Genomic DNA, 21,551 nt, shown 5'->3' with positions numbered 1-21,551 from the left:
GAAAACTTACCATTTTATTTTCTTTTGCTGACGGTGGCGCAGGTATACCGCAATGCCGTTCAGCAAGAAGGTAATCAATAAGAGTACAATAATGGCGGCCGCCGCGTTGGTCAAAAAGGCCGCCTGCGGACGCGAGGTCCAGTTGAAAATCTGGATCGGCAGCACCGTGAACTCGTCCATCGGCGACTTCGGCACAAAAGGCACGTAGGCCAGCGCCCCGATCACGATAAGTGGTGCCGCTTCGCCCACCGCCCTTGATAGCGCCAGGATCACGCCCGTCAGGATGCCGCCAAACGAGGCGGGCAGCACCTGGTTCCACACCGTTTGCCACTTAGAGGCGCCCAGCGCAAAAGAACCGTCGCGGATGGTGCGGGGCACGGCCTTGATGGCTTCGCGGGTGGTCACGATCACAATGGGCAGGATAAGGAGCGAAAGCGTAAGCGCGCCGACCAGCAAAACCGGTCCCAGGTGCATAAAACGCACAAACAGCTCCAGACCAAGCAAACCATAAATAATGGACGGTACGCCGGCCAGATTGGCAATGTTAATCTCCAGGAAATCTGAGAGCTTCGTCTTTTTTGCGTACTCCTCCAGGTATATGCCGGCGGCTATACCAAGCGGGAAGGCAATCAGCGCGGACAGCACCAGAATCCAGAGCGTACCTGCCCAGGCGGTGAGTATACCTGCGCGGGCGGCACGGCGTGAGGGCAGGCTGGTCATAAAGTCCCAGTCGATGCGGCCCACACCTTCTATTACGATATCGATCAGGAAGATGGCCAGTACTACCAGTCCGATGAAGGTACAGAAAATGCCGAACACCTGAAAGGCCTTGTCTTTGAGGCGGTTTTTCTCGGAGTTAGTCATACTTTTCCTGATATTTCTTTTTAATCCAGAAGCTGAGGTTGTTCAGCAGGAATGTGAATACGAACAGCGTCATACCTGCCGCGAAGATAGTGCGGTACTCCAGCGAGCCGTGCGGCACATCGCCCATGCTCACCTGCACAATGTAAGTGGTAATCGTTTCGATCGGCACCAGCGGGTTTAGCGTTAGGCGCGGCTGCTGACCTGCCGCAATGGCCACGATCATGGTCTCGCCCACGGCTCTCGAAATAGCCAGGATCACCGACACGAGTATACCCGACGAAGCGGCGGGCACCATCACCCCGAAGGCGGTCTGCAGTCGGGTGGAGCCCATGCCGTAGGCGGCCTCGCGCAGCGAGCGGGGCACGGCGCTGATGGCGTCTTCGCTAAGCGAGGAAATCATCGGGATGATCATAACGCCCATCACAATGCCGGCCGACAGCGCGTTGAAGCCCGCCAAACCGGGAATAAATGATTGCAGAAAAGGCGTTACCACGGTCAGGGCGAAGAAGCCGTAGACTACCGTAGGGATGGTGGCCAGTACTTCCAGCAAAGGTTTGATAATGGTTTTGAAACGGGCATGGGCGTACTCGTTCAGGTATATGGCGATGGTGAGCCCGATGGGCAATGCCACCGCAATGGCAATGGCCGTGGTCAGGAAGGTGCCCGCTACGAGCGGCATGATGCCGAACTTCTTATCGGCAAAAAGGGGCGTCCATTCCTTCTCCGTGAGGAAGCGCACAATGGACACTTCGCTGAAAAACTGGATTGACTCCGACAGCAACACCCAAATGATACTGGCCGTGACCAGTATGGTGATGGCAGCCGACAGCCACAGCAAGCCTTCTATTATTTTCTCCTGTACTCTCAAGGTGTTTATGATTGAAGCGCAGGTATAGCCTTTGTTTCTTAGGGCTATACCTGCGCTGGTTTATTTCAGGATCTTACTATTGGTTGGCCGTAGCGGCGCCAGTGGCAAATTGCTCGAACTTCTGTTTCTGCTCGTTGTACACGTTGTCAGGCAGGGCAATGTAACCTACTTCCTGGGCCAGCTCACCCGCGTTCTCGAGGTAGAAGTTGATGAAGTCCACCACTTCTGGTCTGGCCACGGCCTTGGAGCTGACATACAAAAACAGCGCACGTGAAAGCGGAGCATAAGAACCATCCTTTACAGTTTCCAGCGACGGCAGTACAGGGCCTGCGCCGTTGTCAACAGGTATAGCCTTCAGCTTGCCCTTGTTTTCTTCGTAGTAAGCGTATCCGAAAAAGCCTAGCGCCAGCGGGTCAGTAGACACGCCCTGAACCAGCACGTTGTCATCTTCACTGGCGGTATAGTCGCCGCGGCTCGAGTGGCTCTTGCCTACAATGGCTTCGGTGAAGTAGTCGTACGTGCCTGACTCCACGCCTGCGCCATACAAGTGTATTTCCTTGTCGGGCCACTCCGGACGGATCTGGTTCCAGCGCGTGATCGTGCCCTGTGCTTCAGGCTCCCACATTTTCTTCAGCTCAGCCACGGTAATGTCTTTCACCCAGTCGTTGGAAGGGTGCACCACCACGGTCAGGCCGTCGTAGGCCACCGAAAGCTGCACATACGAAATGCCGTTTTCTTTTGCCGTCTGCGCTTCTGAATCGTTGATCGAGCGGGAGGCGTTCACGATGTCGATTTCGCCGCGGGAGAATTTCTTCATGCCGCCGCCCGTACCCGACACACCCACGGTTACTTTCACGTCCGGCGCCTCGGCGCGGTACTCTTCGGCCACGGCCTCCGTCACAGGGTATACCGTAGAAGAGCCGTCAATCGAGATAGAACCCGACATGTCGCTGCCGCCTTCCTCTGTGTTGCCGCCGCACGATGTGAAAGCAAACGAAGCACCCAATAGGATGGCCGCGCTAAGTTTGAATCGGTAAAAGCTAAGATTTAACATACAAGTTGATTTTAGGATGTATAAGTTAAGTGTGTCTGGTCTCTTTAATGTTGAATTATTAAGCGGGTGTACTTATTTGGTATTCAGTAGGTTTTATTATAAGGCTAATTCCATTTGCAGTCTGAACTGGGTGCGGTCTTCGCGACTCGCTTCCTGTATCAGTGTAATGTCGCTCTGCACCTTCAGCGAATGCCCCACAATGTATTTTGACACCCCCAGGGTATACTGGTCCTGTTGGCGTATACCTGTCACGGTTGTCGGGTTGAAGTCGGTATAGCGGGCCGCTAATTCCCAGTTGCTCGGCAGCAGGTAGCCCGCCTGCAGGTTCAGGGCCGTGCCCGTTACGAAGGTTTCCGCCACGTCGCCCAGCTCGTCGCGCAGCACCACAGGTCCATCGGTGGCTTTGCGGTTGGCATACTCGCCCATGGCCGAAAAGCCGCGGTACTTGAACATGGCATCCACGAACCAGGTGCGCAGGCTGCGCGTGTCGCTCAGGAAATCGCCGAGTTGCCCTTGGTCGCGACCAGCGTTGCTGTTGTAGTCGAAAGAAGTAGCCAGCGAGAGTTTGGGTGTCTGCTCGCGCTCGATGTCGCTGCCTACATAATCGCCACCGCCTTTAAACGCCCCGAAAGGCAGTACCTCGAAACGGGCCGTGTAGTCATAGCCGCCCGTGTTGTTCACGGTAATGTCGCGGCCTTCGCCCATCGAAATGGAGCCGATCTCTCTCAGCACGACCTGACCCAGCTGGTGCTCGTGGTGTAGTTGCAGGCCCGCATCGCGGTCGAGGTTGAAGCGGGAGTTGAGCAGGCTGCGGTCCACGAACTGGAGTTTCTGCGACGATACCACACGCTCACGGTTACCCGGCAGTTTGGTCTGGCCCACCCACAGTTGCAGGTTCGGGGTGAGGTGCCATTTGGCCACCGCGTCGAGGATGATGTTGTCGGCGTTGTTGGTCAGGTCGGGCACGTCGCTGCCGATGTCGCTGTTGCTCAGGCCGAGCTCAATTTTGTATTCCAGTCTGGGGGAAAAGGCAAAACCATCGAACTTCAGGCGCGCGCGGCGAATCAGGAAGCGGTCGTCCCAGTTGCCGGTGGCAGGCGTGTTGCCACCCTGGTAGAGTAGCTGAAAGCGGGTGCCGAACTTGAGGCTGAAAGAGGAGTCGGCGGCCACGAAGTGGAGGCCTTTGCCGAACTTGCTGTCGTTAACGGTCTGGGCTTGTGTGTTGTAGGTATAGAAGAGGCCGGACAAGAGCACCAGAAGGACTCCTTTGAGTTTGTGGTTCACGCGCTGTATTAGTTAAGGGTGAGAATTAAGCTAATGCCATGCAATTATTTTTTACACAAAACGCAGTAGTCTAAGCTGCGCCCTGCTTTGTGTGCCTCAGAGCTTTGCAATGGTTAGTCAGGCCATTGGTACTGCTTCAGAAGCACGGTGCAATATTACCACTTTCATATTATCCGAAGGTTACGGCCATGTTACGGTTATGTTAAGAATTAAGGTTTTAACGGAGAAGGCTGAACCGCAGCAGCCGCTGAGTCCAGAGAACCAACGGCTGCATCAGGTATAGCACAAAAAGGGATGACCTTTACTTAAAAATTAAACTGCGCCTGCAGCCTGAGGCGGCTGCCGTGCTGGCGATTGTCGAAATTCTGGGCGTTGCGGATGGTGCGGTCACCGATGCTGTAGTCGGCCGTCAGCTCTACGCTCTTGTGCACCAGCCACTCTACGCCGATCTCTGTTTCATAAACACTGTAGCCTGGCGCGTCGCGCTCATGCTTCTTGCCACCTTCGTAGTGCTGCACCTTCACGAAAGGTATAAGCACCTGCGAGCCGACTTCTTTACGGTACATCGCCTGCGCATAGCCGCCGTGCAGGTTCTGCACCTCAATCGCGTTGGTTTCCGGATTGAACTCCGGCCCGCGGCCTATGTTGTACTCTGCCTGAAAACCAAAGGGCTGGGGGTATAGTACCATTGAGGCCGCTATGCGTTGGTCCGTGAAACCGTCTTTCAAATACTTCTCGGCTATACCTACGCCCGATGAAACCTGGTCTGGCGTCACGACATATTTACCGGTATAAGCCTGTATACCTGGCTCAATGATCTGCCTGCCGCCCACCAGCAAAGGGTAGGAGAGACGCGCTACCACGTGCTGCGTGTTGTTCACTTCCGGCTTGTTCGCCGTTTGGCCGTTGTAGATGCCGAGGCCGAACACGCCGTAGTTGCCCGTGCCTTTCAGGCCCGCGTCTGTCAGTAGCTTGAAGCGCTCCTGGATTTCCTCCGGTGTCCAGTAGAAGAAGATGCCCAGGTCACGCTCGTTGGCGATGCCACTGTTCAGAGCGTCGTTACGGTCCAGTGCCAGGCGGTTGCTGCTCGACTGCAGGTTCTCAAAGCCATAGGGGATCTTGCTCTGGCCCACGCGCAAGCGGTATACCTTGGCCTTGTCGAGCGACACGTCGAAGTAGGCGTCGCGGAGCTGGAAGAAGTGCAGCGCGTTGGAAGAAGCCGAGGAAGCGAAGTCAGGCTGGATGTAGATGGAGAGGCGGTCGCTCACATCGCCGCTGAAGATCAGGCGGCCACGACGCAGGAACAAGCCTCCGCCCTCACCGAGGGACTTGTCGCACTGGTCGCACTTTAAGTTGGGGTTGGTTTCGAGGAGGCGGTTGTAACGTACCTGCGCGTAGCCACGCAGCGAGATTTTGTCGTACCAAGCCTTCTTTTTTGGAGCTTCCTGCATCGCTGCAGGGGCTGGCTGCTGTACCACCGTCGTGGTTTGCGAGGTGGAGTCCGATGTCTGGGCCTTCGCTTCTTTCGAGAACAAAATGCCTGCGGCTAGTCCTGCCGCCAGGATAGCACGCGTTACAGTTGATGCCTTCATTGTTTGGGTGAGTATGGTTTACTGCCTGCCCTAGTCTGTTCCTTTAGCGGAGTCTACTCGCGTCAGGAGGGCAGTATCGAATCTGAAAAGAGCCAATCAGTTGATTCAGCGCGGTCTTCGTTTTCGACCTCGCAAAGGTCAGACGCTAATGTTACTCGACTGTTATGCCAATGTTAAATTTGTGTTACCAAAGCACCGGCAGGTATAGGCGGGCCAACTGATCAATGATCAGTCACTCTATACCGATCGCTGTTTAATGCATGCTATACCTTTGGCCGAACCGCCTGTAAACACCAAGAGCCAGAGGTTCTCTCTGACTCCTTTTAATTAAAACTTTTGGGAAATCTTGCAGGCTGTTGGGAATTCATCCTGATCAGTCCGATTTGGACTTCAGCACTGAAGACATTACCTGCAAGTAACCCGCAAATGAATCGGGCTGCCACAGATTAATTCTGTGACAGCCCGATTTGTATTTTAACTCTTACTTAGAACTTGTAACCAGTCCAGCCGAATACGGATGTGTTAGCACCTGTGATAGCGCTGTTTGCTTTAATGTTAGCGTTGTCAGGGTTTTTAACTTCCTGCTTAACCGTCATGCCGTCGTTTTTGTATTCGATTACAGTTCCTGAATTGCCATTGCCCTTGCCATCTGTCATGTCGATCAGATCTGTGGCAGTAGTACCCTTAACGAGTAGGTTAGTGATAGTAGCCTTTGCACCTCTGCGCACTTTCACGGCATCCTGCATCTCGAAAGTAGACTCGTTTACGATCGTGATGTTCTTGAAGATGAAATCAGACTGGTTCACGTCGCCAGGAGTGTTGCCATCTAGGTTGCCGTCCAACTCGGCGCCGCGTGGGTCAGATTCTGTGCTGGTATAGCCAGCCTTCCACACACCATATGCGTTGTCCAGCGTACCTGACCAGCCCTGCGTTACGTCGAACATGTCGTCGTCAGAATCCACTACCAACAGGTTCTTTACATTTACCGAACCGCCAAAGAACTCAATCGCGTCATCAGCACCGTATGGGATGTAAACGTTCTCGATTTTAGTGCCGCTTCCTACACCGTTCAGTGTCAGGCCGTTGTGCTCGATGTCGGCGGAGGATTTCGCGCCGGTATACTCCAGGATCAGGTATTCTATGACGCCTGAGTTGTCGTTGTTATTATCGCCGCCGTAGATGACAGCCGGGTTCACTTCTGTAGTGCTGGTAGTCACTTTGCCTGCCGGGCCGGACAGTTTTGCCTTGCCGTTGATGATCAAACCACCCCAGTCGCCCTGCGCCGGGCTGGCCGCTGCAGACGTAATTCTTACCGGTTTATCGGCTGTGCCGTTCACAAAGATCTGACCGCCCTGCTCTACCAGAATGTACTTGTTAAAACCCTTCTCAGCCTTGATCACTGTGCCCGCCGGTATTCTGAGTTTTCCGCCGTTCACTACAAGCAATGAGCCTGTCAGTTTGTATTCTGTGCTTGCGTCCAGCGTTACATCGGTAGAGATATCACCGCTCAGCTCTTTAGTGGCCGCAGGACCTGGTTCTGGGGTTGTCGTTTCGTCGTCTTTGCATGAGAATAGTCCCAGCGGAAGCAGTAACAGGTAAAGGAATGTCTTTTTCATTTTTCTTAATTGTTTATTCAAATTTAGATTTGGAAGATCAACTGAATGTGACCGGAACGTTATCGAATTGTTAAAACTGGTAGGTCACACCGAGGTCAAACTGAGCGCCTCTTTTATAGCTACCGATTGTCACGCTCTGGGCATTGGTGTCCGAGCCGGCGCCTTCTCTGGTTAGCCTGTAGGCCGGGTTCAGCAGGTTTTTCGCTTTGATGTTGAACTTGAGGTGGTCGTTGAGTCCCAGGGTGGTGATGAAGTCCAGTGTGGTGATGCCCTTCTCGATCAGGTTGGTGTAGCCACGTGTACCGATGGTGTGCACCTTGTCGCTTAAGTAGTTCAGAACCACGGCAGAGGTCAGGCTGGTATTTCTGTTGGTTATCAGGTTATAAGTCAGGTCAGCATTCAGTATGTAGGGTGCAGCGCCCTCCAGGGTAGAGGAGGTGTTTTGCGCAAAGAAGCTAGGGAGATCGTCTATCCTTGTGTGGATGTAGGATGCATTCAGGCCGGCATTCAAGCGGTGCTTCTCGGCCAGGTTCATCAGCGACTTCCTCACTTCTACCTCAATGCCGGCGGCCACGGCATGGTCTGCTACGTTGTCGTAGGTTGCCAGGCCGGCTGAGTTGCCTTGGTCTACCCGAGCAATCGGATTCAGAATGTGCTTGTAGAAAGCGTTCACCGATATCTGCTCTTCTGTGGAGGGGTAAAAGTCCCACTTCAGGTCGAAGTTGTAATTGGTGGATGGCTTCAGATTGGGGTTGCCGTTTTCTTTACCGAAAATTCCCTGGTAAATGAAGGGCGACAACTCCTTGTCCTGCGGCAGGGTATAGGTGCGGCTAAGGCCTGTTCTGATATGGTTTTTATCGTCGAGCTCGTATTTGGCGTTAAAGCTTGGCGATAAGAAGAACTTATCCATCACATTAGAGCCTTGATTTGCGCCACGGTTCACGTTATAGTTTATCTTCATGTACACATCATCTGCTCTCAGGCCGGCATTTAAAGTAAGCTTGTTCCCGGCCTTATGCACCAAGTCAACATAAGCGCCGTGGTTGATCCTTTTTACATCGTAGACGTCCAGGTTTTGCTCCAGCATGAAGTGGCCATTATTCAAACCTTCCTGGTTTAGGTGGGAGTCAAGCTCTATGCTGCTCAGCGGGAAAACAGGAGCTGGTGCTTTGCTCACGTCCCAGATGTAGTTGTAGATGGGAGCTGCAAAGTCTTTGGAGCTGATTCTGCCGTCGTAGCCAACTTCAACATAAGATAGCTTCTCCGGGTCTGCCGAAAGCGCGTATTGCAGATTGGCTTTCGGGAGGAGGGCAGTCTCCGTTATTTTATAGTTGAAGCGCTGGGCTCTTCCTTCTCCTATACCCAGTTCCACCCTGCCGTCGCCGGCAGAAGGGAGCATAATGATCCGGCGGTCAGGCTCCTGGCCAATCACACGGTTTACCGCAGCACCCACGTTATACTTTACCCTGTCCGATACCTCTCCGTTCCAGATAAGCTGGTTGATGAAAGCGGTGTTGTCGTTCACCTGCAGGCGCCGGGTATGGCCTTCAGAATTAAACTCGTCCGCTTTCTGGAACAGTTCGGTTTCTTTGCCATAGAAACTATAGGCGGCAGCCGTGGCTGTATGCAGGTATAGCGAGTTATAGCGCAGCTGGCTGTTGTTCAGGTTGAACTCCAGGTTGCCCGCCAGCATGTGAGAGGCGCTGCGTGTGGATTGCTGGTAGTCAAAATCTTTGAAGGGGTTCTCAGGGTTGGTGGCCGTGATCAGGCGGGAAACACCTTCCTGGTAATGGTATTTGTTATCCATGGAGCCCATCACATAAAAGCGATGCTTGCCCAGGAACTTGCTGCCGCCCGCTATGGAAAGACCACCGTTGAGCAGCGGGTTTTTCTGAACCGGGTTGAGCGAAGTGTTGAAGGAGTGGTCACGAGAGTATCTGGATACGTCTTGCGGATTGCTGTTGGGGTCTATCGGACCACTAGATGCAGTGGCATAGCCCAAGCTGTTCAATCCTTTAGGAAGATAAAAATCGCTGCCAGGCACCTGGCTGTTTATGCCGGTTGAAAAACCGATCTGGAGCGCCTGGTCATCCACCAACTCTTTGGAGTTGATGTTAATGATGGCACCCCCCACATCTCCATTCATCGACGCTGAAAAGGCCTTGTTCACATCCACCGACTGGATGATGTCGCTCGTAAAGAAGTCGAGGGAGATGTTCTTGAATTCCGGGTCTTCGGAAGGTATGGCAAACCCATTCAGGGTAGTGGTGTTGTAGCGGTCGCCCAACCCACGGACGAACACGTTCTTCACGCCATCGCGCTTCGATACGCCTGAGATCTTGGCAACCGCTCCCTCAGCATCGCTCACGCCTTTCCGGGAGAGTTCCTGCGCACCAATGGCCTGTGTGGCGATAACCGCTTTTTTCTGATCCAGGAGTAGGATTTGCTCGGTTTCCCTGTTCCCTTTTGCGGTGATCGTCACCTCCGCCAACTGCGACGTGTTCTGCTCCATGTCCACGTCCACCGTGGTGGTTTTGCCTGCCGATACGGTTACATTGCCAATCGTTTTTGGGGTGTAGGACAGGCTGTTCACTTCTAAGGTATAAGTTCCCTCTTTCAGGTTGTCGATGCGGAACTTGCCGAAGGCATCCGACGGGGCACCCAGCCCCGTTCCCTGCACCTTAATGATGGCGCCGATCAACTCTTCGCCGTTTTTAGCGTCTTTGATTGCCCCCTGTATGCTGCCAGTCTGCGCATGCACCGAAAGGAAAGCGGATAAGAGGAAAAATAGAACTGTGGTGAGATTCTGTCGCATTGTAATTGTAGTCTTATTGATGCGACAAAAGTAGAGAGGCTATATTACCACAATATTAATAGGGCATTAAGTTTCTATTAATAAAACCTAATATTTGTTTATAACTTATTGATATACAGATAATATTAGGTTTGTTGAGCTGGCTATGGTAGTAGCGGGAGGTAAATTTACAGTTATAGAGGCAGTCGGCTGGGATTTAGGATAGGGTTTAACAATATAGTAACCTTACAATAATCTACAGCTAATATTGCTGGTATAGTTTTGCTGCATCAATCCTGCCTTCATAAGAAACTGATTGCGCATTATGGGTGAGATCAATTGCGGCAATCAATAGTGGTGTGGCTTAGTCTCCCACACTACGCACAGGGCCCGTCTCGAAAGAGCGGGCCTTTTTCTATACCTATACCTGCAGGCTTGTTGACAAAGGACTTTATGACAATGGACGAAAGATTAAAGCAGATAGTGGGAATTGTTTGGGTAGTCAAAGGGAAAGGAGCAAAGCTAACGCTGCATACCAAGACTGGTCTCCTAAAGTTATAGAACTATAGTTGCCTCAATGCAATAGAGTCCTTTGTCTATTGTCAAAGTATCCTTTTTCCCAAAAAGAGCTATACCTTAAAAGTCAGCGGTTGTACCCGTGTCTCCGCCCAGATATTGAAACAGGAAATAAGCCAGTATGGCGAGTACGATGATGCCCAGGCAGCCAATGCCGCCGCAACCGCCACGGCCTCTCCCGCCGCCTGCCCCGCCCCGGCCGCCAAACAATTTACTTAAGATCCAGAACCTGAATAAGCCTCTTAGCATAGTTTGTACCTTAGTTAGAAAACGCATAACCCCGGCTGTGCTGTGCTGATGCACAAAACAGTCGGGGTTAAAATTACGGAAAGGTATAGAGGCTAGTTATGAATGGAGATGCTACATCAAGGCACTATACCTTATACCTGCAGGTATAGGGATCAATATAGGTATAGCTTAGCTGATCGGCACTTTGCGCAGTATCGCCTCGATAAAGTCTTTGGTCTTGATGCCGTCAGCCTCCGCTTCGTAGTTGAGGATGATGCGGTGGTTCATCACGTCGTGGGCCACTTCCTTAATGTCTTCGGGCAGCACGTAGTCGCGGTCGTCGAAGTAGGCGATGGCTTTGGCGGCACGGTTCAGGGCAATGCTGGCACGCGGCGAAACCCCAAACTGAATGTAGTCGGCAAATTCGTTGAGGTCGTACTCGGCAGGGCGGCGGGTCGCAAACACGAGCTCGATGATGTACTTCTCCAGCGTCTCCGAGATCTGCACCTGGTTGATCTCACTGCGGATGGCGAAGATATCCTCCTTCGAGAGCACCTTGTTTACGGTGTCGTTAAAGGCCATGTTGGCCATGCGGCGCATGATCTCCAACTCGTCCGACTTCTTCGGGTAGTCGATGTATACCTTCATCATGAATCGGTCGACCTGCGCCTCGGGCAGCGGGTAGGTACCTTCGTGCTCCACCGGGTTTTGGGTGGCCAGTACCAGAAAGGGGAGGTCCAGTTTGTAAGTGGTCTCACCGATGGTCACCTGCTTTTCCTGCATGGCCTCCAGCAAAGCCGACTGTACCTTGGCCGGGGAGCGGTTCACTTCGTCGGCCAGGATCAGGTTAGCGAAAATGGGCCCCTTCTTTACCTCAAACTGCGATGAGTTCTGGTTATAGATCATCGTGCCGATCAGGTCGGAGGGCAGCAGGTCCGGGGTAAACTGGATGCGCTGAAAGTCGAGGCGCAGTGCGCGGGCCAGCGAGTTGATGGTGAGCGTTTTGGCCAGTCCGGGCACGCCTTCCAGCAAAATGTGCCCGCCGGTGAACAAACCAATGAGCAGACGACTCACCATATAAGACTGTCCGACCACCACTTTCCCCACTTCCTGAAACACTTGCTTTATTTTCTGCTGGTGGTCTTTCACCTGGTCCTGGTATACTAATTCTTCTGCTGGCATAGCTCAATGGCATTTTAAGGCCCTAAATATAGTAATAATTCTTCAGTCTTGGATATGAATGCCTCCATGTACTAGTTTGCTGTTTGTTGAATGAGTTATTTGATAACAAGGTCTGTATAACCTTATTAATCTTAATTTAATCTAGTAGATTTGCGCAAAATTTTATTTATATGGTATTCAGTTCGGCTGTTTTTCTTTTTGTTTTCCTGCCTTTAATCTTGATATCTTATTATTTGACGCATCCAAGATACAGGAACTACCTACTACTTTTTTCAAGTTTGCTATTCTATGCCTGGGGCGAGGCTTTTTTTGTCTTCCTGATGATATTTTCCATTCTGCTCAATTATATAGGCGGAGTACTTATCAATCATTTCAGATATAATAGCTTTCTGCAGAAAGCGGCATTGGGTGTAACAGTCATAATTAACATCGTCATCCTCATTTATTATAAATACTTCGGATTTATTTTCGAATTCCTCAATAGTCTAGGGCTTTCTACCACCTTCGATGAAGGCTCCATACATTTACCTATAGGGATCTCCTTCTTTACTTTTCAGAATATAAGCTACCTGGTTGATCTGTATCGTAAGGAAGTGATGTTGCAGCGGAACCCATTCCATCTCGGCCTTTACATTTCATTGTTTCCGCAGTTGATTGCCGGTCCAATAGTGCGCTATCACGACATAGCTGAACAAATAAAGGGAAGGACATGTGATTGGCAAATGTTCTACAGTGGTGTAACCCGTTTTACACGAGGGTTGGGTAAAAAAGTACTTATTGCAAACTCACTAGCGCTTATCGCTGACCAGGTATTCACAATGCCTGTTGCAGATATACCTACTCCAATGGCCTGGATTGGAATAATCTGCTACTCACTCCAGATTTATTTCGACTTTTCCGGCTACTCAGATATGGCTATCGGCCTAGGCCGTATGTTTGGCTTCAATTTTATGGAGAACTTCAATTATCCATACATTTCAAAGTCTATTCAGGAGTTCTGGCGACGATGGCACATTTCATTATCTTCCTGGTTCCGAGATTATGTCTATATCCCTTTAGGCGGCAGCCGAGTTGTGAAAGTGCTAACCTATCGAAACCTCATCATTGTTTTTTTCCTGACTGGACTATGGCATGGGGCTAGTTGGAATTTTATAGTTTGGGGCCTTTTTCATGGGTTTTTCTTGATTTTGGAGCGGCTTAAGCTAAAGGAATGGCTGGATAAAGTTCCTGCTTTTGTACAACATACCTACACTTTGACAATTGTACTAGTTGGATGGGTTCTGTTCAGAGCAGAGGACTTAACTTATGCTCTTGGCTATTTAAAGGCATTGTGCGGCTTCTCTTCCGGTATCAATTATAAACCTCTCATTTACTTCGACCGCTACACCCTGTTCATGCTTGTCCTGGCCATTGTCTTTTCAATGCCCTCGCGTGTCTATCTTCAACGTTTGGGGGGAAACTGGCTTCGTGCTGTCGAATTGCAACAAAGTTTCAGCGCCGCCGCAAGGAGTGTAGTTATTTATGTGCTCACGGTGGGCATTTTTATACTATGCTCTATAGAACTGGCTAAGAGCAGCTATAATCCATTTATCTACTTCAGATTTTAAAAGGTTTTATGAAAAACCCATCAAGGTTTCTATCCATTATATTTTTGGTATTGCTTAGTGGCTTCATTGCATTACAAATAGAAGATGTATTTCAAGCTGCAACAGAATCAGATAATCAAGACAACTTTCAAGTTGTGCTCGATGCTAAAGTGGACAGTGATGATGTCTTCCAAGTATATTATCTTCCTGTCGGTGCAACCAACTTTTCAGATGACCATTCTGTAAAGTTAGAGGTAAGCGGGTTAAGCCAAAGGCAGTTGCTAACATTTGATTTACCTGTCGACAGTATTGGTGGTTTGCGAATAGATATGGGCCAGGAGCCTGAGCAAAGAGGTATCGTGCTACAGGAGATAGTGCTCAAAAAAGGGGACAGAGCAACCATTATACCTCTTGCGTCCCTTTCTGACTATTTTGAGCTAAATCAACATATCGAGCAGGAAGCCGGGAAGCTCAAATTGGTACAAGTAAGTGACATGTACGACCCCTTTATTACGCTCAAGAATGAGAGTATGGCACTGGCAAGCCTTTACAAAGAGCGCATGCCAAACCAGTACCTGATAAGCATAAGCGCATTTATTATCATTCTCTCTGTTTTACTGGTTTGGAGTACAAGAAGGAAGTCATATTTTGGACTATCAAGCTTCCTTAATTTGGCGTGCTTCTGTGGCAGCTACTTCGTATTGCTTCTGGTGTTCACTCACTTCAATGTAAATGGAGTTTATAATTCAGATAAGGTGAGCGTGCTTGTTAGGGCAAAGGTTAAAAACCCTGATTTTTTTCAGCTTTTTTATACTACACATGACGAAGTAGAATTTAAAGAAGGTAATTCCATTCGTCAATTCGTAGATGTAACAGAAGAAATTCAGTTAATTACTTTTGACCTACCCGCTGTGCTCAATATCAGGCAATTAAGATTGGATATTAGTGAGGACATAAAGCAACAGGAAGTCCAGATTGAGAGCATTCATGTAACCCATAATGGCAAGACGCTGGAAGTAATGACACCTACTTCATTGAAACACATGTATGCAAACGAGTACATGACAGTGGAGATGACTGGTGCCGTGGCTTCCTTCAAACCCCGATTTGTAAATGATGTCTATGATCCCTTTTTGTATTCAGGTGATATAACCCAGCACTACCAGCCGGTCCGGACCGCAGTACAAATTTACCCAATTGCTGAGACCATGGCGATGCTTATTTCACTATCAGTTTTCATTTTTTTGCAGCTATCGTTTCCTTTGGCTGCGATACCAAGGCAACAGTTTTTGCCTGTTGCCATGTCTGTATCCTTTATATTGCTCTTATCTGCCCCATACCTTAAAAATGTTTTTTGGCGTGGATCCGTTTATCAGAACCATGAAAACAGAGTGCTTGCCCCTATGCCTTCTATCGATGGCAATAATCTGACCGGGTATCCTCAAGCTTTTGCAGCCTATTTCAATGACAATTTTGGTTTTAGGCATGAACTGATCGAAATGGGCAGAGATATCCGGCTTAACCTTTTCAAGGAGTCCTTTATGCCGGAAAAGGTTGCTATCGGAAAAGACGGGTGGCTTTTCTTGTCTGGGGAGTATGACAATATTATAGATGATTATGCTCGCAGGAATTTGTATGACAGTACCAAGCTCAGACAAGTTGCCATGCGAACACTTGAAAAAAAGGCATTTGTTGAAGCAAAGGGAGGCCGGTTTTTTAAGGTGTTCTATCCCAACTCTCATAGCATTTACCCGGAACTATTACCATACCAGATTCAGATCCAAAAAGTAGACACCTTAAGCAGAGTAGAACAGGTAAATCAGTATTTACAGAAGTTAGATGGAAGTATTCAGGTAATCGATGTAAGGCCCGACATGCTCGAGGCAAAAAAGGAGGCACAACTATATCTGAAGTATGATACCCACTGGAATAACTACGGAGCATTTATTGGGTATAGAAAGCTTTTTACAGAGATGGCGTCCGAAATGCCTGCTCTCAAACCTAGATCCCTAAACGATTATGATATCGAGTGGAAACTGGAAGGCGACGGCGATTTGCTGCATATTTTGGGAGTACGGAATTTTGACAGCTATCAGGAGCATAAGCCACACTTTACCTTAAAAAAAGGAGGCCAGTTAAAGCCTTTAGCAGAGGTCGATGGCCCTTATGATAAATCTGTCATCCACGTTAACCCGAATGATACAACAGGCTTGGTTGCTTTAGTTTTTCATGATTCGTTTACGATTGCTATGAGACAGTTTATTAGTGGCCACTTTGAAAAAGTAATATATTATTGGGGGAATTATAACCAGCAGGTCATTGATCAGGAAAAACCTGATGTGGTGATTGAAAGCAATGTGGAACGTTACTTTCATTAAGCCCCCTATTACGAAAAAGGCCAGCCTCATCACCGGAGTCTGGCCTTTTCGTAATAGGGGTTATGTTCTAAGCAGTCAGGTAAAATTCTCCTTCGTGACCATGGGCGCGCTGGTTTTTGAAGCGGCCAATGTCGGTTTGCATGTTCTCGTAAATTTCCAAAATCTCTTCTGAGTCTTGGGTGAGTGGTTTTATGTGCTCCAGCAGCAATTTGGCTGCCAGTGGGTAAAATTTAGAGTCGTCCGTGTTCTTGGCGTTCACCTTAAAGCTACTCACGTGCGTCTCCAGCTTTTTCAGGGCAGGGTGTTCGCCCTTGAACTCTTGAATGGTGTCGCGGAGTTTCTCCCGTATCATCAGGTATAAATCCTCTTCGAAGGTCATCCCGAAGTCATCCTCCTCCTCTTCATCATCGAAGCTGTAATCTAAGTCGTCATCGTAATCGAAATCGTCTCTCATGGCTGATAATAAGGTTATTTTGAATTGTTAGTACGAGCGGTTATTCTTTGGGTGTTGCATAAAGTATACTGTTTTATTTCCGAACAGATACATAAAAACACGGTGGCCTCTGCTCCAGCCCCCAAAGAAAATGCATAAATAATGCTTCGAATCCGTATTTGCAACGCCTGAGGTATACCTGGATTGAATTATTTTGCTTTGGTAAAAAATGGGGTGGGGTAGCGGATTGAGGCTAAAGCGGATAGGCATAAAAAAAGACCTGCTCCCGAAGGAGAGGTCTTTTATGTGATGCGTATGGCCTGCGCCTAGGCGAACTTGCGCTCGATCAGACGGAGCAGCTTGTTCACGCTGTCCTGCTTTTTGCTCCAGTCGTACCTGCGGGCCAGGTCGTTGGTGATAAAGTGCGTTGCCTCGTCCGGGCTCCTGAACTGGTCCAGCTGCTGAATCGTGTTGTAGTAGGTCATGTTGTCGCCATCAAACAGCTCGTTGATGAAGCTGAAGCGCTGGTTGATCGAGATGGAGTTTTTGAGCGACTCTATCTTGCCATTGCCCAACGAGTCGCCAAGAGAAGCAGTGGCCGGTTTGCTGAACCTCTCGTTCATGGTAGGCCGTTCCGCTTTGAAGCGCTCGTTTAGGTTGTTGTCGGCCATGGCGGCAGGCCGGGGCGCTGCTGCCACTGCTGGTGCTGGAGCGGGCGCTGCTACAGGTATAGAAGCCTCGCGCTGCGCCATGTGGATGGGCGCTACCACATCTTTCTCTTCGATTGGGGCGGCTGGCGTAGGCTTGGCAACAGAGGCGGCGTACGCGGCCAAAGGCGAGATCTGTTGCTGCATGATCTCTTCTTCCGTAATCGGCAACAGGCTGTTAAACGCTTGCAGTACCTCCGCCAGTGGCGCAACGCTGTCACGGTTTGCGTTCAGGTATAGCCTGAAGCGGCTCAGGATGTAGTCGCGGTCGCGGTTAGAAGGGGAGAGCGTACCCACAAAACCTGCAAACAGGGACTTGTCCAGGTCAATGTACTTGAGGTTTTCCTGCAGTTTGGACAGGGTGATGTCCTCCTGGATGCGCAGGAACTTCTCTTCGAACATGGTTGCCGGGGATAGTTTAAGCAGGAACGTGTCGAGGATCGCTTTCTGAAGCAGGGGCTCAAACGCATCGCGCTTGATCAGGATCTTGCGCGAGAGCACGTTCATAAAGTTGAGCAGCGCTTCTTTCACCTCCTCATGCTCATAGTCAAAATACGGACTGCGCAGGTTGGCCATCTCGTGGTGCCACCTGAGCAGGAGCTCCTTGATCACAAACAAATTGACCTGTTTAATGGGCGTAAAGCCAATTAGTTGGGGTCCGTTAATGGTGTCATGCGCAGCAAAGTGCCGGTCGCAAAGCACATTTGCCAGTTCTTTGCTGTAACGTTCAAGCCTTAATTGATTATATTTGTCTTCCATTGGTATACCTTTCTTTCGTAAAGTTAATAAATAATATGCCAAAGTTAACGGTGCAGAACCTGTTCAATCGGCAGGTGGAGGTGGCACCCGGCCAAACGCTGCTGCAGGCCCTGCAGGCCGACGGCATTGATTGGATGCACGCCTGCGGCGCCAAAGGCCGCTGCACCACCTGCCGCATTGTGGTGCAGGAGGGGTTGGAGCACTTCGGGCCGCTCACCGACAGCGAAGAACGCTACCGTGGCAGAGGCCGCCTGCAGTCTAACGAAAGACTAACCTGCCAGTGTACATTAGTAAGCGGAGATGCCAAAGGTTGCGTGCCCCGGCAGACCATGCTCCCGCACATGAAGTATAGCAGTTAGGAAGTTAGAAAGGTAGGGAGTTTGGGAAGTTTGAAAGGTACAAAGGTTGTAAAGTAGAAAGTTGATATGTAACGGCATTCCAAGGTTACGCCGTAGTGCTACGTAGCATTGACGTTGCTTTGCAGGGTCAGGTCGCGGCCTGTCCAATTGGCATCGATAAACGTGCCGTAAACTCTACCAGAATTGTCAACAATTAACAATTAACCATCAACAATTCAACCATCAACAATTCAACCATCAACAATTCAGTCAATCAACAAATCAGCCATTACGAAATAGTAGATGTTTATAGAACCGCGCGTTGGGAACGATAACCACGCAATCAGAAGAGGGTGGATAGAGGTGATCTGCGGATCGATGTTTTCGGGGAAGACCGAAGAGCTGATCCGGCGACTGAACAGGGCCAAGATCGCCAAGCAGAAGGTGGAGATCTTTAAGCCGACCATCGACAAGCGCTATCACGAAGAGGATGTGGTGTCGCACAACGCCAATGCCATACGTTCTACGCCGATAGATTTTGCACAGGATATGCTGTTGCTGGGCGGCAGCTGCGATGTGGTAGGTATAGACGAGGCGCAGTTCTTCGACGACGGTTTGGCCGAGGTATGCGTAAAGCTGGCCAACAGCGGCGTGCGCGTGATTGCCGCCGGCCTGGATATGGATTACCTGGGCAAGCCTTTCGGGCCGATGCCGGCGCTGATGGCGGTGGCCGAGTATGTGACCAAGGTGCATGCTATTTGCGTGCAGTGCGGCGATATCGCGACATACTCTTTCAGGAACTCCCCCTCTGAGCAACAGGTGCTGCTGGGCGAGACCGAATCCTACGAAGCCCGCTGCCGCCACTGCTTTCAGGAAGGGATGAAGCAGAAGAGGTAAAAGCGGGTGCTATACCTGGTCTTTTCTGCCGGCCGCGAAGCATGCCAAACCTGTATCACTTAAATAGCCGTACTGGAGAGTAAATGTTAGTCAAGACAAGAGGCATCGTACTCAACTACATCAAGTTTCGCGAGTCGTCGATCATCGCCAAGGTATACACCGAGCAACTGGGCGTGCAGTCGTACATCGTGAACAGCGTGCGCAAAAAAGGCCCGGGCTCCCGCATTGCCTTGTTCCAGCCTTTCACGCTGCTCGATATGGTGGTCTATACCTCACAAAGGGGCGGTATCACCCGCATTTCAGAGTACAAGAGTGCCTACCCATACGCTACCATACCTTTCGACATCCGCAAGAGCAGCATTTTGCTTTTTCTGTCCGAGATGGTGTCGCGCACTATTAAAGAGGAGGAGGAAAACCCGACGCTCTTTCATTTTCTGTTCAACGCCATCATCGAGTTCGACGAGCTGCAGGACCATTTTGAGAATTTCCACCTGGTCTTTTTGCTGCACCTGAGTCACCACCTGGGTTTCGGACCAAGTAGCGGAACGGAGATCGTAGAGCAAGTGGCCTTCTCGCCCAATGCGCAGTCGCTGACCGATGCGCCGCCGGTTTTGGCCTTGCAGGCGTACGAGCAGCTTTTCGACCAGTTGTTGCGCACGCCTGCGCAGGCGGTTATACCCAATGGCAAGGTGCGCCGCGAAATGCTCTCTATCCTGATCCGCTATTACCAGCTCCACGTGGAGCGGCTGGGCGAAATCAAGTCGCTGGCCATCCTATCGGAAGTGCTGAGCTGATAAACAGAAAAGGCGATGCATCTGCATCGCCTTTTCTGTTTATGTCAAAATAGTTGTTAGCGTACGTTCAGTACGTCTATTTCGAAGATCAGCACAGAGTTTGGTGGAATGCTGTTGCTGCCGTACATGCCATAACCCATGTAAGATGGGATATACAGGTTCGCTTCCTCGCCTTTGCGCATGTGCTGCAGACCTTCGTCCCAACCCTTGATCACCTGACCCGCGCCTACCAGCACCGAAAACGTCTTGCCGGTTCTGAAAGAACTGTCAAACACGTCGTTGCTCACGTTCCGGCCGATGTAATTCACCTCCGCGTACTGCCCGGCCTTGATCACATCACCTTCACCTGCTTTTTTGGTCAGGATATAAATGCCGCTGTTGAGGCGCACCACCTTGGTCGTGTCTACATTGTTCGCTCTGAAGTACTTTCTGATCGTCTCCTCGTCTAACTTCTTCTGAGCTTCGATCTGCTCAGGCGTTATATAATAACTCGGAGTATCTTCTTTGCAGGATGCGAAAGAGACCATTATAACGAACAAGAAGAGAGCCTTTGCAAACCAGGTACTCAGTTTCTGCTTTGGATGTGTCAGCTGCATGGTATTCGGGTTAAAGGGTACTCAGTGATTAGTTTTTGATGTCCACAAGCTCCACGTCGAAACGCAGGATCGAGTTGGCCGGCATCTGCTCGCCACGCGCCTGCTCGCCGTACGCCAGCGGAGAAGGTATAAGCAGGATCGCCTTGCTGCCTTTGTTCAGCTGCGCAATGCCGTCATCCCAGCCCTGGATCACCTGGCCCTGGCCAAGCGGGAACGTAAACGGCTGACCGCCGCTCATTGGGTTGTCGTAAGAAGACTCCAGCTCTTTGCCGTCCAGGAAAGACAGCTTGTAGTGCACCGATACGTTGTCGCCGGCTTTGGCTTTCGGGCCTTTACCTTGTTCTGTAATTACGTAGTACACACCAGCGTCGGTTTTCTGCACGTTTTTCAGGCCTTTCTCTTTGATGTACTCCTGAATTTTAGCATCGTCAACTTTGATCTGCTCTTTGGCGCGCTCCTGCTGGGCCAGCATCTGCTCTTCGAACATCTTCTGCTGATCGGCTACCGCTTCCTGCTCAGACTGGATCTTTTCAGCTTTCAGGAAGAATGTAAAGTGTGTGCCTGGCTTCACAAACGGAGGCATCGGCTGGTTGAATGTGTTGGCGAAAAGCGAGTCCACGCTGATTTTGAACACACCGCTGTCACCAGCGCGCATCATGGTCAGGGCGTTTTCCAGGCTGCCTTTGAAGGTTGGCTCCATTACCGGAAGCATCACCGGCTGGCCCTGCTGGCGTGAATCGAACAGCACAGAGTCGTTGGCCGTGCGGTACGACATGTGCATGGTGATCACCTGGCCGAGACGGGCACCAGAGGTGTCGTTGGCGGCGATCTCGCCACGGTTCACATACTCACCGTCTTTCTGCTCATATATTTTATAAGCCAGGCCGTCAGCCGTAGTATGAAACTCGTCGCTTTTGTTTTTATCGCCACAAGACTGCAGCAACATGGCACCGGCAAGCACCGGCAGTAAGAACTTTGATTTAAATAGCATCGGTTATAGGTTGG

At 50.4% G+C, this 21,551-nt stretch carries 18 protein-coding genes; 5 read left to right on the top strand and 13 right to left on the bottom strand.

Annotated features, from left to right (window positions below; genetic code table 11):
* Positions 1 to 6: 6 nt before the first annotated feature.
* From pstA to IEV97_RS05080, 9 genes are all read right to left on the bottom strand, one after another.
* Positions 7 to 864 carry a phosphate ABC transporter permease PstA gene (pstA, locus tag IEV97_RS05120; protein WP_188500456.1) on the bottom strand — a complete coding sequence of 286 codons (858 nt, stop codon included), beginning with the start codon at positions 862 to 864 and terminating at the stop codon, positions 7 to 9.
* On the bottom strand, positions 857 to 1,732 hold the full coding sequence (gene pstC, locus IEV97_RS05115; RefSeq protein WP_188500455.1) for a phosphate ABC transporter permease subunit PstC: 876 nt from the start codon (positions 1,730 to 1,732) through the stop codon (positions 857 to 859). The genes pstA and pstC overlap by 8 nt, the downstream gene beginning before the upstream one ends.
* 76 nt (positions 1,733 to 1,808) lie before the next feature.
* Complete coding sequence (locus IEV97_RS05110; protein ID WP_188500454.1) at positions 1,809 to 2,786, bottom strand: PstS family phosphate ABC transporter substrate-binding protein; 978 nt, start codon at positions 2,784 to 2,786, stop codon at positions 1,809 to 1,811.
* A 96-nt stretch (positions 2,787 to 2,882) separates the two neighbouring features.
* Complete coding sequence (locus IEV97_RS05105) at positions 2,883 to 4,070, bottom strand: porin (RefSeq protein ID WP_229733808.1); 1,188 nt, start codon at positions 4,068 to 4,070, stop codon at positions 2,883 to 2,885.
* Between the two features lie 305 nt (positions 4,071 to 4,375).
* The gene (locus IEV97_RS05100; protein ID WP_188500453.1) at positions 4,376 to 5,662 is read right to left on the bottom strand and encodes a porin; all 1,287 of its coding nucleotides are present in this window, start codon (positions 5,660 to 5,662) and stop codon (positions 4,376 to 4,378) included.
* Positions 5,663 to 6,147: 485 nt separating this feature from the next.
* Positions 6,148 to 7,278 carry a beta-helix domain-containing protein gene (locus IEV97_RS05095; RefSeq protein WP_188500452.1) on the bottom strand — a complete coding sequence of 377 codons (1,131 nt, stop codon included), beginning with the start codon at positions 7,276 to 7,278 and terminating at the stop codon, positions 6,148 to 6,150.
* A 70-nt stretch (positions 7,279 to 7,348) separates the two neighbouring features.
* Positions 7,349 to 10,093: a TonB-dependent receptor gene (locus tag IEV97_RS05090; protein WP_188500451.1), complete on the bottom strand. Its 2,745-nt coding sequence runs from the start codon at positions 10,091 to 10,093 to the stop codon at positions 7,349 to 7,351.
* A gap of 615 nt (positions 10,094 to 10,708) precedes the next feature.
* Positions 10,709 to 10,897 carry a hypothetical protein gene (locus IEV97_RS05085; RefSeq protein ID WP_188500450.1) on the bottom strand — a complete coding sequence of 63 codons (189 nt, stop codon included), beginning with the start codon at positions 10,895 to 10,897 and terminating at the stop codon, positions 10,709 to 10,711.
* Between the two features lie 168 nt (positions 10,898 to 11,065).
* Positions 11,066 to 12,058: an AAA family ATPase gene (locus IEV97_RS05080; protein WP_188500449.1), complete on the bottom strand. Its 993-nt coding sequence runs from the start codon at positions 12,056 to 12,058 to the stop codon at positions 11,066 to 11,068.
* A 233-nt stretch (positions 12,059 to 12,291) separates the two neighbouring features.
* On the opposite strand from IEV97_RS05080, the gene IEV97_RS05075 reads away from it, so the two are divergent.
* Entirely contained in the window at positions 12,292 to 13,665 is a 1,374-nt protein-coding gene (locus IEV97_RS05075; RefSeq protein WP_229733807.1) for an MBOAT family O-acyltransferase, read from the top strand.
* Positions 13,666 to 13,673: 8 nt separating this feature from the next.
* Positions 13,674 to 16,022, top strand: coding sequence for an alginate O-acetyltransferase AlgX-related protein (locus IEV97_RS05070; RefSeq protein WP_188500447.1), 2,349 nt, complete (start codon positions 13,674 to 13,676; stop codon positions 16,020 to 16,022).
* A gap of 67 nt (positions 16,023 to 16,089) precedes the next feature.
* On the opposite strand, the gene IEV97_RS05065 is transcribed toward IEV97_RS05070, so the two are convergent.
* The gene (locus IEV97_RS05065; protein WP_188500446.1) at positions 16,090 to 16,476 is read right to left on the bottom strand and encodes a hypothetical protein; all 387 of its coding nucleotides are present in this window, start codon (positions 16,474 to 16,476) and stop codon (positions 16,090 to 16,092) included.
* A 305-nt stretch (positions 16,477 to 16,781) separates the two neighbouring features.
* Positions 16,782 to 17,921: a DUF8457 domain-containing protein gene (locus IEV97_RS05060; RefSeq protein WP_188500445.1), complete on the bottom strand. Its 1,140-nt coding sequence runs from the start codon at positions 17,919 to 17,921 to the stop codon at positions 16,782 to 16,784.
* A 35-nt stretch (positions 17,922 to 17,956) separates the two neighbouring features.
* On the opposite strand from IEV97_RS05060, the gene IEV97_RS05055 reads away from it, so the two are divergent.
* From IEV97_RS05055 to recO, 3 genes are all read left to right on the top strand, one after another.
* A complete protein-coding gene (locus IEV97_RS05055; protein WP_188500444.1) occupies positions 17,957 to 18,280 on the top strand; it encodes a 2Fe-2S iron-sulfur cluster-binding protein in 324 nt (107 codons plus the stop codon).
* Between the two features lie 282 nt (positions 18,281 to 18,562).
* Positions 18,563 to 19,156: a thymidine kinase gene (locus IEV97_RS05050; RefSeq protein WP_188500443.1), complete on the top strand. Its 594-nt coding sequence runs from the start codon at positions 18,563 to 18,565 to the stop codon at positions 19,154 to 19,156.
* 83 nt (positions 19,157 to 19,239) lie between these two features.
* Positions 19,240 to 19,950 carry a DNA repair protein RecO gene (gene recO, locus IEV97_RS05045; protein WP_188500442.1) on the top strand — a complete coding sequence of 237 codons (711 nt, stop codon included), beginning with the start codon at positions 19,240 to 19,242 and terminating at the stop codon, positions 19,948 to 19,950.
* A gap of 56 nt (positions 19,951 to 20,006) precedes the next feature.
* On the opposite strand, the gene IEV97_RS05040 is transcribed toward recO, so the two are convergent.
* Both IEV97_RS05040 and IEV97_RS05035 read right to left on the bottom strand, forming a co-directional pair.
* Positions 20,007 to 20,546, bottom strand: a complete 540-nt coding sequence (locus tag IEV97_RS05040; RefSeq protein WP_188500441.1) for an FKBP-type peptidyl-prolyl cis-trans isomerase — start codon at positions 20,544 to 20,546, stop codon at positions 20,007 to 20,009.
* Positions 20,547 to 20,574: 28 nt separating this feature from the next.
* Positions 20,575 to 21,537: an FKBP-type peptidyl-prolyl cis-trans isomerase gene (locus IEV97_RS05035; RefSeq protein ID WP_188500440.1), complete on the bottom strand. Its 963-nt coding sequence runs from the start codon at positions 21,535 to 21,537 to the stop codon at positions 20,575 to 20,577.
* Between the last annotated feature and the right edge of the window lie 14 nt (positions 21,538 to 21,551).

The organism is Pontibacter amylolyticus, assembly GCF_014638845.1.
GTDB lineage: Bacteria > Bacteroidota > Bacteroidia > Cytophagales > Hymenobacteraceae > Pontibacter > Pontibacter amylolyticus.
Note: the sequence above shows the minus strand (reverse complement) of the source record. Positions and strands in the feature narration are given on the sequence as shown.

What these genes read in the sequence shown, in the direction of transcription:
- IEV97_RS05040 (WP_188500441.1), bottom strand. Translation starts at nt 20,546, where the DNA reads ATGCAGCTGACACATCCAAAGCAGAAACTGAGTACCTGGTTTGCAAAG.
- IEV97_RS05035 (WP_188500440.1), bottom strand. Translation starts at nt 21,537, where the DNA reads ATGCTATTTAAATCAAAGTTCTTACTGCCGGTGCTTGCCGGTGCCATG.
- IEV97_RS05060 (WP_188500445.1), bottom strand. Translation starts at nt 17,921, where the DNA reads ATGGAAGACAAATATAATCAATTAAGGCTTGAACGTTACAGCAAAGAA.
- IEV97_RS05065 (WP_188500446.1), bottom strand. Translation starts at nt 16,476, where the DNA reads ATGAGAGACGATTTCGATTACGATGACGACTTAGATTACAGCTTCGAT.
- IEV97_RS05070 (WP_188500447.1), top strand. Translation starts at nt 13,674, where the DNA reads ATGAAAAACCCATCAAGGTTTCTATCCATTATATTTTTGGTATTGCTT.
- pstA (WP_188500456.1), bottom strand. Translation starts at nt 864, where the DNA reads ATGACTAACTCCGAGAAAAACCGCCTCAAAGACAAGGCCTTTCAGGTG.
- IEV97_RS05055 (WP_188500444.1), top strand. Translation starts at nt 17,957, where the DNA reads ATGCCAAAGTTAACGGTGCAGAACCTGTTCAATCGGCAGGTGGAGGTG.
- IEV97_RS05050 (WP_188500443.1), top strand. Translation starts at nt 18,563, where the DNA reads ATGTTTATAGAACCGCGCGTTGGGAACGATAACCACGCAATCAGAAGA.
- IEV97_RS05085 (WP_188500450.1), bottom strand. Translation starts at nt 10,897, where the DNA reads ATGCTAAGAGGCTTATTCAGGTTCTGGATCTTAAGTAAATTGTTTGGC.
- recO (WP_188500442.1), top strand. Translation starts at nt 19,240, where the DNA reads ATGTTAGTCAAGACAAGAGGCATCGTACTCAACTACATCAAGTTTCGC.
- IEV97_RS05080 (WP_188500449.1), bottom strand. Translation starts at nt 12,058, where the DNA reads ATGCCAGCAGAAGAATTAGTATACCAGGACCAGGTGAAAGACCACCAG.
- IEV97_RS05100 (WP_188500453.1), bottom strand. Translation starts at nt 5,662, where the DNA reads ATGAAGGCATCAACTGTAACGCGTGCTATCCTGGCGGCAGGACTAGCC.
- IEV97_RS05095 (WP_188500452.1), bottom strand. Translation starts at nt 7,278, where the DNA reads ATGAAAAAGACATTCCTTTACCTGTTACTGCTTCCGCTGGGACTATTC.
- IEV97_RS05110 (WP_188500454.1), bottom strand. Translation starts at nt 2,786, where the DNA reads ATGTTAAATCTTAGCTTTTACCGATTCAAACTTAGCGCGGCCATCCTA.
- IEV97_RS05090 (WP_188500451.1), bottom strand. Translation starts at nt 10,093, where the DNA reads ATGCGACAGAATCTCACCACAGTTCTATTTTTCCTCTTATCCGCTTTC.